Genomic DNA, 12,910 nt, shown 5'->3' on the forward strand with positions numbered 1-12,910 from the left:
CCTCCTCTGCTGTGAAACGATCAAAGCGGTCGTGCTCGCGCCAGCAGCGTGCCGCTGCGTCGCGTTTCAAGCTACAAGATCACAGCGCAAACAGCCGCCCAAGATGCGGTTCGGAGTCCCCCACCCCGGCGAGCCGCAATGCGTGCCACGCCATCGCGTAGTTGCTCGATATCACCGGCTTGCCGATCGCCGCCTCCAGTTCCGGAATCAACCCGGCGATCCGCAGGCTCGTGCACGATACGAAAATCGCGTCGACGTCACGATTGCGCGCAAGTCGCTCGACGCCAGTTCGCAACGACACCGCATCGATGCGCGCCACTTCGTTGTCGTTCGCATGCTCGAACGACGCCATGCGCGTAATGCGGTGACCACGCGACTCGATATAGTCGCGCATGTATTCGTTGATCGAGCGCACGTAGGGTGTGAGCAAGCCCGTACGTTGGACGCCTAGCGCCCGGAGCGCGGCCAGCGCCGCGGTGATCGGCGTAGTGCACGCGGCGTCCGCACGCGCTTCGCGAATCCGCGCGAATACCTTTTCTTCCCCGATCACCATCGACGCGGACGTGCAGCCAAACGCCACCACGTCGATACGCTCGGCCGGCCGGATCAGCGCGACCGCCGGTGCGATACGGTCCTCCATTTCCGCCAGCCGTTCAGGCGTAATGTCCGCCGAGTTATACACACGGCTTTCGTAGAACGCCACGCCGTCCTGCGTCATCAAGCCCCGCCACTCATGCTCAATCGTATGATCGGTGGCGAGCACCACGAGCCCAATCGCGGCACGACGGCAGATGCCGTCGTCCAGCGTGAAATCGAGCCTCGTGTACACGTCGTCATGCTGGGCAATCGCACTCATTTGGTAGTCGTCCTGTCTTGTCGCGTTCGGGTCGCGAGTCTTCACCGTCACTGCCTCTTAAAGGTAGAGGATCGAAGGCGCCTGTGTGTAACGGTTTATACGCAAATACCCTATACCGTCCCATCGAACCCGGCTCCTATCATGAAAGCAGCGCTTTTGTGTCAGCGCTCCGGTGAAAGCCAGCCGTCACGCCGTTGACCTGGTGGGTATGAATCACTCGCAATCGCGCCATTTCCGTCCGCTTCTCGATGTCACCGGTATGCCCGTGTGGCGGATCGTCCGATCCCTCTCACAACAAGGAGTCGCTAACATGTTTGCTCAGACGATTGGCTGGTCCGGTGCAGAGCGGGGCTCGCGGCGAACGGCTGTCGCGGGCATGGCGGCCGCCGCGGCCCTGCTTGCCGGCATGGCTCCCGGTTCGGCGCTGAGCCAGGGCGCCACCATCAAGATCGGCGTGCCGGTTCCACTGTCGGGTAGCAGTGCCAATGCCGGCACGGATATCGTCAATGGCGCGAAGCTCGCCGCCGCCAGGATCAATGCGGCCGGCGGCGTGCTCGGCAAGCAGATCGAGCTGGTGCCCGAGGACGACGCCTGCGATGCGCAGACCGCGGTGCAGGCGGCGCAGAAACTCGTCGATGCGGGCGTTGTCGCGGTAGCGGGCGGCTATTGCTCCAGCGCGGCGCTGCCGGAATCGACGACTTTTCATCGCGCCGGGATTCCCTACGTGCTGGATGCGTCCACGAATCCGCAACTGACCGAGATGGGGTACGACAACGTGTTCCGCACGATCGGCCGTGACGACCAGCAGGGCCCGTTCGCGGCGAGCTTCATCAAAGACGTGCTGCACGCGAAGCACGTGGCGGTGATCGACGACAACACGACCTATTCCAAAGGCCTCGCCCAGAACACCGTGCAAGCCCTGAAGAAGGACGGTGTCGATGTCGTGTACGCCAATTCGATTACGCCCGGGCAAATGGACTATTCGCCGACGCTCACGCGGGTCTCTTCACTGAAGCCCGACGTGATCTACTACACAGGCTATTTCTCCGAAGCCGGCCTGCTCGTCAAGGAGGCGCGGCAACTGGGTCTGAAAATGACCTTCATGGGCGGCGACGCCACCAATGACCCCACGCTGATGAAGACCGCCGGTCCCGCCGCCGACGGCATGATCATCACGACCGCCCCGCTCGCACAGTTCCTGAGTGGCGCGCACGCCTACGTCGATGACTATACGAAGGCTTACGGGCAAGGGCCGGGACCGTACTCGGTCTATGAATACGATGCGGTCGGGGTCACGGCGAAAGCCATCGCGGACGCAAAATCGACACAGCCTGCCGCGATCACCGCTGCTCTGCACAAGATCCAGAACTACCCGGGCGCGACCGGAACGATTGCCTTCAATCCGAAGGGAGACCGCAGCAAAGCCGTGTACATCACCATCGTCGTGCACGACGACAAGTTCGAGCCCTACCAGAGGCAGGATGCGAGCGGACATTGGGCGGCGATGAAGTAGGCGCGATTGCGCAGCCCGCGCCGTCATGAGCGACTTCTTCCAGTTCGTCATCGAAGGGCTGACGACCGGCTCGTTCTACGCGCTCGTCGCCCTCGGCTACACGATGGTCTACGGAATCATCCGGCTGATCAACTTCGCTCATGGCGACCTGTTCATGGTCGGCGCGTTCATCGGCTGGACCGGCCTGATGGTGCTGGCGTCCGCGCATCTGCCGCTCGCCCTCGCACTGCTGATCGCCGTGGTGGCCGCCATGACGGTCACAGGCGCGCTCGGCCTGCTGATCGAGCGGCTCGCGTATCAGCCGTTGCTGCGCGCGCCGCGGCTGTCGATTCTGATCACCGCGCTGGGCGTCTCGCTGGCGCTGCAAAATGGGGTGCTGCTGATCTACGGCGCGGGCTTTCGCACCTATCCGCATGTGCTCAGCCAGGCGGGCTTCGAACTCCACGGGGTGCAGATCACCTTCGCGCAAATCGGCATCATCGTCGCAAGCCTGGCCCTGATGCTGGCACTGTACTTCTTCGTTCATCACACGTTCCTCGGGACCGCGATGCGCGCGCTGGCCATCGATCAGGACGCCGCGCGTCTGATGGGCATCGACGTCGAACGCCTGATCCAGCTCACCTTTCTGCTCGGCTCGGTGCTGGCCGCCGTGGCTGGCGTGATGGAAGGGCTTTACTACACGCAGATCAATTTCTTCATGGGTTTCGTGCTAGGCCTGCGCGCGTTCACCGCCGCCGTGCTCGGCGGCATCGGCAACATTCCGGGCGCGATGGCGGGCGGCATCCTGATTGGCCTGCTCGAAGCCTTCGGCGCGGGCTATGTCTCTTCGCAATGGACCGACGTATTCGTGTTCGGCGTGCTGATCGCCGTGCTCGTGATCAAGCCGACCGGGCTGTTCGGCGAACGCGTCGTCGAGAGAATGTAGCCCATGAGCGCCCGTCAGGCTTCCGCGCGTTGGGCCAGGCCAGTCGGCGCGGCGCTACTGGCCGCCGCCGTGGCGCTGCCCGCCGTCGCCAGCAACTATGTCATCGATGTCGGCCTGACCATCGTCACCTATTCGATCCTGGGTCTTGGGCTGAACATCGTCGTCGGCTATGCGGGCCTGCTCGATCTGGGCTACGCGGCCTTCTTCGCGATCGGCGCGTACACGACAGCGTTGCTGGAAACCCTGCTGCAGTTCTCGTTCTGGGAAACGCTGCCGTTCAGTCTGGCGTTCGCCGCGGTATCGGGCATCGTCATCGGCTATCCCACGCTGCGCCTGCGCAGCGATTACCTGGCGATCGTCACGCTGGGGTTCGGCGAAATTACGCGTATCGTCGCCACCAATCTCGACATCACGGGCGGCCCGAACGGCATCTTCGGCATCGCGAGTCCGAGCCTGTTCGGCTTCGAGATCAGTTCGCCGCAAGCGCTCTACGAACTGGGCATGGCGTTCCTCGTGGTGGTGCTGGTGTTCGCGATCCGGCTCGGCCAGTCACGGCTGGGCCGCGCCTGGACCAGCATCCGCGAGGACGAGGCGGCTGCCGAGGCTGTCGGCGTGCCGACGCTGCGCGTCAAGCTGCTCGCCTATGTGATGGGCGCGTTGATCGGCGGCCTGGGCGGCAGCCTGTTCGCCGCCCGCTTCGGCACCATCGATCCGACCGGCTTCACATATCTGCAGTCCGTCACGATTTTGATCGTCGTCGTGCTCGGCGGCCGCGGCAGCATTCCCGGCGTGCTCCTCGGCGCCATCATCGTCGCCGGCCTGCCGGAGATACTGCGTTTTCTGAACCTGTGGCGCATCTTCGCTTTCGCGATCGGGCTCGTGATCCTGATGCTGCTAAGGCCGCAGGGCTTGTGGCCAGTGCCGTTGCGCCGCGTCGCGCCGGCGCGCAAGGGCGCTGACGCCGATCGGGCTCCCGTGCCCAGCCACGCCGTCACCGATGAGACCCTGCTGGAGGTGCGCGACATGCAGCGCCGCTTCGGCGGCGTGCTGGCGGTCGGCGGTGTCAGCTTCGTGGTGCGGAGCGGCGAGATCGTCAGCCTGATCGGTCCGAACGGCGCCGGCAAGACGACCGTGTTCAACTGCCTGACCGGCGTGATCCGCCCGACTGGCGGCCAGATCGTCTGGTGCGGGGAACGGCTTGCCGGCGGCGCGCCTCATCGCATCGTCCATCAAGGCATGGCGCGCACCTTCCAGGGCATCCGCCTGTTCGGCCATATGACTGCCTTCGAAAACGTGCTGACCGGCATGGATCATCGGCTTCGGACGCCGCTCGCAGCCGAGCTTCTGGCGCTGCCGTCCGCGCGCGCCGAGGCGGCCGACCATTCCACCGAGGGCCTGCGCTGGCTCGCCTTCGTCGGTCTTGCCGGCAGGTCCGGCGAGCGCGCCGCCGATCTGCCCTACGGCGACCAACGCAGACTGGAGATCGCCCGTGCGCTCGCCAGCAGCCCTCGCCTGCTGCTGCTCGACGAGCCGGCGGCGGGCATGAACCCGACAGAGAAACGCGCGCTGATGGAACTGATCCGGCGAATCCGGGATCACGGCGTGACGGTGCTGTTGATCGAGCACGACATGATGCTGGTGATGGGCGTGTCGGACCGGATCATCGTGATGGATCACGGCGTCATCATCGCCGAGGGCCCGCCCGCCGCGATCCAGGCGGACCCACATGTGATCGATGCCTATCTCGGCACAGCCGAAAAGGACGAGGCGAGCGACGATACCGCCGGGGAGAAATCGCTGTGGGACTCCTAGAAATCCGCGATCTCCGTGTCAGCTATGGGACTGTCGAAGTGCTGCACGGCATCTCGCTGGACGTCGCACAGGGCGAGGTCGTCGCGCTGCTCGGCAGCAACGGCGCGGGAAAAACCACCACCCTGCGGGCGATTTCCGGATTGATCCGTCCGCGCGCGGGCGACATCACGATGGATGGTCAGCGCCTGACGGGATTGCGCGCACACCAGATCGTGGCGCTGGGCCTCGGTCATGTGCCGGAGGGGCGGCGCATCTTCGGGGCGCTGACGGTGGAGGAAAACCTGCATCTAGGCGGCTATCTGATCCGAAGCGACAGTGCGGCATTGCAACAGCGAAGGGATCAGCTCTATGCGACTTTTCCGCGGCTCGGCGAGCGACGCAGCCAGCTCGCAGGCACGCTCAGCGGCGGCGAACAGCAGATGCTGGCGATTGCCCGAGCCCTGATGCTGCGCCCCCGTATCGTCGTGCTGGACGAACCGTCGATGGGACTCGCGCCGAAGCTGGTCCGCGCGATCTTCGGCATGGTCGCCGACATCTGCCGGGAAGGCACTTCGATACTTCTGGTCGAGCAGAACGCCCGCCAGGCGCTGCGAATCGCGCATCGGGCTTACGTGCTGGAAAGTGGGCGCATTGCGCTCGCGGCGTCCGCCCGCGAGCTGGCTCAGGATAGCCGGGTCCGCGCTGCCTATCTGGGAGGCAGTGCTATCGCGGCAGAGTAACCCGCCAACCGAGCAGCGCGAGGAGGTCTTAATACAGGCTCAGGCCTGAATTCGAGGGAGAATGCATGATGCTGAATTACCCTGCTGCCTATCAGTCCACCAAAGGCTCGGCGCTCGACGTCGACAAGACGTTCTATCAGCGCATCGCCTCACAGCACGACACTCGCACGCTGGTCGAATCGATCGTCGTGCCGATCCGCTCGGGGCGAGCGTGGACCGTGCCCGCCGGCCACGTGTTTCGCATTGTCACGATCGAAGGCCCGCAGGTTGCCGACCTGAACATGTGGAACCGGCACAACCCACGCGAGCGCATGTGGGCATCGCGCACGCGCCAGTTGCAGCAGGCGCACGTGAGCACGTTCGACCGTCTGTGGTCGACGCTGCCATTCCTCCGTCCGATGGTGACCATCACCGATGACAGTCTCGCCGGCTACGGCGTCGACGAGCACGGCGGCCGTGTCCACGATCTGCTCGGCACGCGCTGCGACCCCTACGTGAACCGCATGCTGACCGGCGAGGATTTTCATTTTCACTGCCACTCCAACCTGACGCGCGCCATCGCCCCGTATGGCTTGACCGAGTACGACGTCCACGACGTGCTCAACGTGTTCCAGTGCACCGGCCTGAATCTCGACGACAAATACTTCATGAAGGCGTGTCCGGCAAAGAAAGGCGATTACCTCGAATTCTTCGCGGAGATCGACTTGCTGTGCGCACTGTCGACCTGTCCGGGTGGCGATCTGTCGGTGCCGATGTGGGGACCCGACGCGCGCGATCCGCTGGACGTGTGCCGGCCGCTCGGCATCGAGGTCTGGCAACTCGCGCCACAGATGCTGGACGGATGGACGCCGCCGGCCGTGGCTGCCTACAAGGGGCAGCACGGCATGGTGCTGAATCAGCCGCAATGGAAGTGACAGCGCCGCAGCGCCCTTGTATCTCAGGACATTATGAAAATCATCGTGCTCGGTGGCGGGGTCGTCGGTGTGACGACCGCGTACCAGTTGCAGAAAGATGGCCATGAGGTCGTCATCGTCGAGCGACAGCCCTTGGTCGCGGCGGAAACCAGCTGGGGTAACGCGGGCATGATCGCGCCCGGGCATTCCTTTGTCTGGTCCTCGCCGAAAGCGCCGATGATTCTGCTCAAATCGCTGGTGCTGAAAGATCAGGCGTTGCGCTTCAAGTTCTCGGCGGACCCGAGGCTTTACAGCTGGTCGTGGCGCTTCCTGATGGAATGCACATCGGAGAAGGCACGCCGCAATACCCTGCTCAAGCATCGGCTTGCCGCGTACTCGCAACGGGTCCTACAGGATGTGATCGCCGACGAGGCCATCGAATACGATCGAAACGACCGCGGAATTCTGTATCTCCATCGGACCCGGGAAGCGCAGGACCGCGGCGTCGAGCACATGAAGCTGCTCGAATCGGATGGGCAAGTCATCAGGGTCCTCAGCCCCGATGAGGTCGTCGCACTCGACCCGTCGCTAGCTTCGGCAAAAGACCGGATAGCGGGCGCCATTCACTGCCCGACCGATGAGACCGGAGACCCTGCGAAGTTCACCCGCGCCCTTGCGGAAAAGATCGTCGCGCGCGGCGGTACGCTTCTGACGGACACCACGATCGCCGGCTTCGAAACCGCCGGGCAGGACATAGTGGCCACCAGAACGAGTCGAGGCCTTATAAAAGGCGACGCGTACGTGCTCGCCCTCGGCCCCTATAGTCCTGTTCTCGCCCGACAGATCGGCATCGATCTTCCGATCTATCCGATCAAGGGGTACTCGCTGACGATTCCCATCGAGGGCCGGCCCTTGCCACCCGCCATTGCAGCGGTCGACGAGCATAACCTGGTCGCAATCTCGCGCTTCGGCGACCGTATCCGGGTCACCGCAACGGCGGAGTTTGCTGGCTACGACACGAGCCACAAGCCTTCTGATTTTGCGTTTATGAAAAGCGTGACGCAGGAACTCTACCCGGCCGGCGCCAACTACGATCGCGCCGAAATGTGGGCCGGGCTCAGGCCGATGACGCCGACGAACTTGCCGTTCTTTGGGCGCAAGAAGTACCGCAATCTTTATCTAAACACCGGTCACGGTCATATCGGCTGGACGATGTCACACGGGTCGGCACGAATCACGGCCGACCTGATCGCGGGACGAACTCCGGCGATTCCGATGGTAGGGCTGCTTTGCGACTGATGGCGACGCCACCCGGGCCCCGCCTCAGGCCCGGCCGCTGCCCAACCCTCGCATCCGCCGTGCGAAATGCGCGCGCTCCGCATCGCCCATCAGCGCGAGAAACTGATCGGCTTCCATATGAATCAGTTCTTCGTGATCGCCCGCCTCGAAGTAGACGTCGGGCTGGCCTGCCAGGCTCGATTCCAGGTAGGTTTTCATGCCATACGCCATACAAATCGGCGGTACCGCTCCCGCATCGCAGTCCTTGAACAATTCGCGCAGTTCGACTTCCGTGGCGAGAGCAAGCCGGCGCCCGGTCTTGCTCCAGAACTCGGAAAGCTGCACGGCATAAGTCGACGGCAGCACGGCGGCCACATAGCCGTGTTCGTCTTCGAGGAGCACGGTCTTGGCAAGGCGGTCACCCGGAATGTGCGCCGCGGCAGCCGTTTCGATACTCGAGTGGCTGTATGGATGACGCACGACTTCGTAGCGGGAACCCTTGCTGCGCAGGCACTCCTGCAAGGTTGGTGACATCGCCATGGCACACCTCCTGTCGAATATCTGAAAAGGAATGAACACTTGCGATCTATTCAGAATAGTTCACGCACTTGCAAACCGCACGCCAGCCGAGCGCGCGGAAATGAGCGGCGGATCAGTCCGACGCAAGCGGAGCGTGCATCGGTGAGCGGCGCCGCAACTTCGGGTGACAATTAGCGCAAAGGCCTAGAATGAAAGCACGGTTTGTACCTTATAAGGGGCCGGCTATGTCTCGATCGATCACGGGTTTTTCGGCGAGACCGAGCCCAAAGGAGGCGCCCAATGTCAGTGATCGCACCCGACGAAAGGGCTGATTTTCTCGCCGTCCTGCGTCGGCACCATCTCGCCGAGTCCGACTTCGTCCTTCAGGAGACCGGGGCGACCGATATCGTGGACGAGGTCTACCCGCTTCGGGGCAGTGTCACCGTCGTTCGCACGTCGTCACTGCGGGAACGGGAGTACCAGACCGGACACGGCACCGCGTGGACAGTCGAATTCGAGAAAGACGTGGTCCGGGGCGTATTCGGATGAGCGCCGACAGGCGACGGTTTCCCCACTGCTGCGTCTCGTTCGCGGTCCGGCCGCGTGCCTCGGAACCTATTGCGCCCGCGTCGAATCGATAAGCTCGTCGGCCTCGCGTTCCAATGCGTCGCCTTCCGCCGAACGTTGCGTGTGGCTGAGCAGCGCGGCCAGATTCCGCAACGTGCGTGCTTCATCCTGCCGCCAGGTCAACGGATCATCGTGTGCGAGTTTGCGGTACAGATCCAGCGCTCGGCGCCACGCGTCTTCCGCTTCGCGCGGCCTGCCCGTGCGGCTGTAGAGCACGCCCAGATTGTTCAGTATCCGTGCCTCGTCAGGCTGGTACGTGACCGGCGCATCGCGCGACAGGGCGTGAACGATCCGCAGCGCGTCCTGGTACGCCTGCAGCGCCTTGGCCGGCTGCCCTTGGAGGCGGTACAGCACGCCCAGATTACCCAGCGTATGCGCCAGATCGGGCTCGTAAAGCGCGGGGTTTTCGCGGGCGAGCTGTTGTCGGACTTTTAGAGCCTGCCGGTAGGCGTGCTCCGCGTCCGGCAGGCGCTCGCTTGCGCTATAGAAGTTCCCGAGGTTATTCAGCGTGCGCGCAAGCGCCGGACGCCAGGCGGCGGGATTGTCGTGTTCGAGTGCGCGCTGGATGCTGAGCGCTTCGAGATAGGCGAGTTCCGCGTCGTGCGTGCGCTGTGTCGCACTGTAAAGAATGCCGAGGTCGTTGAGCGTCATCGCGACCGCCGGTCGGTACTTTGCCGGGTCCTGTCGTGCCAGCGCACGATCGAGGGCGAGAGCTTCGCGCCATGCGTCTGCCGCATCCTGCAAACGCTGCGTGTCGCGGTACAGCGTTGCGAGACTATCAAAGGTGTTCGCCACTGCGGGACCATAGGCCGAAGGGTCCACGCGCGCGAGCGCCCAGTAGATTTCGAGCGCGTGCAGCCATGCGGCTTCGGCTTCCTTCTGCTGCTGCCGCATCACATACAGACTGCCGAGCTTACCGAGCGTACGCGCGATGGACGGCTGCCATGCGGCGGGCCGCTGTTGCGCGAGCGCCCGATACTGGACCAGCAGCGCCCGATACACCGGCTCGGCGCCCTCGGGCTGGTGCTGCAAGAGCAGCGTGTCGGCAAATGCGGTGGCGATGTCCCTGTCGTCGGGTTGCAGCGTATGGGCATGCTCCAGGTAGGGCAGCGCGTTCCATGGCATGAAGCGAAGCAGTTCGACGCTCGCCGCTTCGTAGTTGCGCGCGGCGCTGAGCTGGGCGGTACCAGGTGCCTCGGCCATGAGCCGCATGAGCAGCGCAGAAGCGTGATCCAGATCGAGACGCCTGACGGCGGCAGCGGCTTGCAGTTCGGCGGGGTCCGTGCTGCGCGTGATGGACAACCTGCGCAGCAGCTCTTGATAACGCGCGTTCCATTCCGAAGCCTCGGCGATAAGGTCGATGTCGGAGCGCGTCCTGATCTGCGATGCGAGGCTCTCGAGGATCGGTTCAAAGTTGGCGAGCGCGGCGTCATTGGTGGCTTCGTCTTGATCTGTCCGCGAGAACACCGCGTGCAGCATCGTGTTGGCCGCTGCCGCCAGCGCGGCACGTTGCTCGGCGGAGAGCCCATCGCTCTTCACCGCGCGGTTCAGGCGTTCCGTCACGCGTGCGAGCGCGGGCGCGGAGACAACGCAGCGGGTCCGCACTTCGAGTCCATCCTTGACGGCGACCTCGGAGAACGACGGCACACACGCACCGGCCGCCCCCGCGGCGGCGCACGCGGTGGACAGCGCGGCCATCGCGATGCCGGACAAAACCTTGCCCGTACTCATTTCCAGTCAGGCCTACAGAACTACCGCTACAGCGTTGCGCGACGCATCGCTTCGCCCGGAACGCCGCAATGCCATCGCGTGTATTTATTCTATCGAATACAGTTGAGCCATTACCGTGCGAGGCAGGCGCGCCGCCGATTTACAAGTAGCCTACATTCGCCAACTTGACGACGCCCATCGTGAACCTCGAACGCGGCCACACCTTCTCCTTTAGCCCCGACGGCGAACATTTCCTGCTCGACGGCATGCCATTCCAGATTCGCAGCGGCGAGATGCATCCAGCGCGCATCCCGCGCGAGTACTGGCAACACCGAATCCGCATGGCGAGGGCGATGGGGATGAACTGCATCGCGTTGTACGTCATGTGGAATTACCACGAGATGCACAGAGGCGTGTTCGACTTCCGCAGCGGTAACCGCGATATCGAGGCCTTCATCCGCCTATGCCAATCCGAGCAGATGTGGGTGCTGTTGCGCCCCGGGCCTTATGTTTGCGCAGAGTGGGATCTGGGCGGCCTGCCTTGCTGGCTGTTGCGCGATCCGGACGTCCAGTTGCGGACCGACTCGGCCACCGATCCTCACTACATGGCGGCGGTGGCCCGCTATATCGACGAACTGGTTCCGCGTATCAAGCCATTGATGAGCGAGCACGGCGGACCGATCCTGATGATCCAGATCGAGAACGAATTCGGTTCGTATGCGAGCAATCCGTCTTACCTCGAAGAGCTCAGGCAGCTTTGGCTCAGAGGAGGCATAAGCGGGCCGTTCTACACCGAAGACGGTCTCGCGCAACTCGAACGCAATCACACCACGGTGACGGGCGGCGCGATCGCGCTGAGCAATGGCAACGCAGCGCAAATCGCAACGGTGCGCCGCAAATTCCCCTCGGTGCCCGCGATGGCTGGCGAGGTGTACCCGGGGTGGCTCACGCATTGGGGCGAAGCGGGCTTCGCGGGCGTGGACTACGATCTCTCCGGCACCTTGGACACGTTCATGCAGGCGCGACTGTCGTTCAACCTGTATGTGATTCACGGCGGCACGAGCTTTGGCTTTTTTGCCGGCGCGAACGTCGACGATTCAGGCAACTATCAGCCCGACATCACGAGCTACGACTATTGCGCGCCGATCAACGAGCAAGGCATGGCGACACCGAAGTACCTCAAGTATCGGGACCTGATCGCCAGCTATCTGCCCGAATCGTTGCCAGCCATACCCGATGCCATCGCCACGCTTGACTGCACCGGCGTTGGGGCCTTGATGCCAACGCTGTACGCGTCGATCTGGGACAACCTGCCCGCAGCACTGCCGCGCGAGCATGGCGTCGATCCGAAGTCGTTTGAACACTACGGTCAGGCGTTTGGCTTCGTGCTGTATCGCACGCCATTACCGGCGCACGCGAACGGTGTGCTGGATATCAGCGGCGTTCACGACTATGCGACCGTTTTCCTTGGGGAACAGTACGCGGGCGGCGTATCGAGAGCGCAACTGCCGCGGAAGTACGCGCAGTCGCTCGACATGATGCATCGCGCGCCACTTGTCCTGCCTTCGGCGCGGCGGAATCAAGGGGCGAACACGGACGGCCAGGGAGCGCTGGAGATACTCGTCGAGGCCATGGGGCGCGTCAACTTCGGACCCGCGCTCGTTGACCGCAAAGGTCTGCTCGATCCGGTCACGATGAAACACGTCGACGGCTCGGTCTCGTTGCTCGGTGAATGGGACGTCTACCTGCTGCCGATGGATGAAACGTTCATCGCCAATCTCAACGAAGTCTGCACGAACCCGCGCAAACCCGGTCTTTTTTTCAAGGCGAATGTGCTGCTGACCGAAGTCGGCGACACGTGGCTCGACATGAGCAACTGGACCAAGGGTATCGTCTGGGTCAATGGACACAACCTCGGACGCTACTGGAACATCGGCCCGCAAAGGCGCTTGTACTGCCCCGCGCCGTGGCTCGCGCAAGGTAACAACGAGGTGCTGGTCTTCGACCTTCATCAGATCGAGGCAAAGCCGATACCCCTGGCCGACAGGTTGTACTAGC

General features: G+C 63.5%; 11 protein-coding genes. 8 read left to right on the top strand and 3 right to left on the bottom strand.

Going from position 1 to position 12,910, the window contains the following annotated elements; translation table 11 throughout:
- Positions 1–79: 79 nt before the first annotated feature.
- A complete protein-coding gene (locus tag BC1002_RS29765) occupies positions 80–856 on the bottom strand; it encodes a maleate cis-trans isomerase family protein (protein ID WP_041735914.1) in 777 nt (258 codons plus the stop codon).
- Positions 857–1,166: 310 nt separating this feature from the next.
- On the opposite strand from BC1002_RS29765, the gene BC1002_RS29770 reads away from it, so the two are divergent.
- From BC1002_RS29770 to BC1002_RS29795, 6 genes are all read left to right on the top strand, one after another.
- On the top strand, positions 1,167–2,369 hold the full coding sequence (locus BC1002_RS29770; RefSeq protein WP_013093680.1) for a branched-chain amino acid ABC transporter substrate-binding protein: 1,203 nt from the start codon (positions 1,167–1,169) through the stop codon (positions 2,367–2,369).
- A gap of 25 nt (positions 2,370–2,394) precedes the next feature.
- Positions 2,395–3,294 carry a branched-chain amino acid ABC transporter permease gene (locus BC1002_RS29775; RefSeq protein ID WP_013093681.1) on the top strand — a complete coding sequence of 300 codons (900 nt, stop codon included), beginning with the start codon at positions 2,395–2,397 and terminating at the stop codon, positions 3,292–3,294.
- A 3-nt stretch (positions 3,295–3,297) separates the two neighbouring features.
- Positions 3,298–5,106 carry a branched-chain amino acid ABC transporter ATP-binding protein/permease gene (locus BC1002_RS29780; RefSeq protein WP_013093682.1) on the top strand — a complete coding sequence of 603 codons (1,809 nt, stop codon included), beginning with the start codon at positions 3,298–3,300 and terminating at the stop codon, positions 5,104–5,106.
- The gene (locus tag BC1002_RS29785; protein WP_013093683.1) at positions 5,094–5,825 is read left to right on the top strand and encodes an ABC transporter ATP-binding protein; all 732 of its coding nucleotides are present in this window, start codon (positions 5,094–5,096) and stop codon (positions 5,823–5,825) included. The genes BC1002_RS29780 and BC1002_RS29785 overlap by 13 nt, the downstream gene beginning before the upstream one ends.
- 68 nt (positions 5,826–5,893) lie before the next feature.
- A complete protein-coding gene (locus BC1002_RS29790; RefSeq protein WP_041735917.1) occupies positions 5,894–6,739 on the top strand; it encodes an urea carboxylase-associated family protein in 846 nt (281 codons plus the stop codon).
- A 33-nt stretch (positions 6,740–6,772) separates the two neighbouring features.
- The gene (locus tag BC1002_RS29795; RefSeq protein WP_013093685.1) at positions 6,773–8,017 is read left to right on the top strand and encodes a D-amino acid dehydrogenase; all 1,245 of its coding nucleotides are present in this window, start codon (positions 6,773–6,775) and stop codon (positions 8,015–8,017) included.
- Positions 8,018–8,041: 24 nt separating this feature from the next.
- Here BC1002_RS29795 and BC1002_RS29800 read toward each other — a convergent pair whose 3' ends face one another.
- On the bottom strand, positions 8,042–8,536 hold the full coding sequence (locus tag BC1002_RS29800) for an aminoacyl-tRNA deacylase (protein WP_013093686.1): 495 nt from the start codon (positions 8,534–8,536) through the stop codon (positions 8,042–8,044).
- A 279-nt stretch (positions 8,537–8,815) separates the two neighbouring features.
- On the opposite strand from BC1002_RS29800, the gene BC1002_RS29805 reads away from it, so the two are divergent.
- A complete protein-coding gene (locus BC1002_RS29805) occupies positions 8,816–9,064 on the top strand; it encodes a hypothetical protein (protein ID WP_013093687.1) in 249 nt (82 codons plus the stop codon).
- Positions 9,065–9,130: 66 nt separating this feature from the next.
- Here BC1002_RS29805 and BC1002_RS29810 read toward each other — a convergent pair whose 3' ends face one another.
- The gene (locus tag BC1002_RS29810; protein WP_013093688.1) at positions 9,131–10,873 is read right to left on the bottom strand and encodes a tetratricopeptide repeat protein; all 1,743 of its coding nucleotides are present in this window, start codon (positions 10,871–10,873) and stop codon (positions 9,131–9,133) included.
- Between the two features lie 164 nt (positions 10,874–11,037).
- Between BC1002_RS29810 and BC1002_RS29815 the strand changes: the two genes are divergently transcribed.
- Positions 11,038–12,909, top strand: coding sequence for a beta-galactosidase (locus BC1002_RS29815; RefSeq protein ID WP_013093689.1), 1,872 nt, complete (start codon positions 11,038–11,040; stop codon positions 12,907–12,909).
- Position 12,910 lies beyond the last annotated feature (1 nt).

The sequence above is a fragment of the Paraburkholderia atlantica genome (assembly GCF_000092885.1).
Classification (GTDB): Bacteria; Pseudomonadota; Gammaproteobacteria; order Burkholderiales; family Burkholderiaceae; genus Paraburkholderia; species Paraburkholderia atlantica.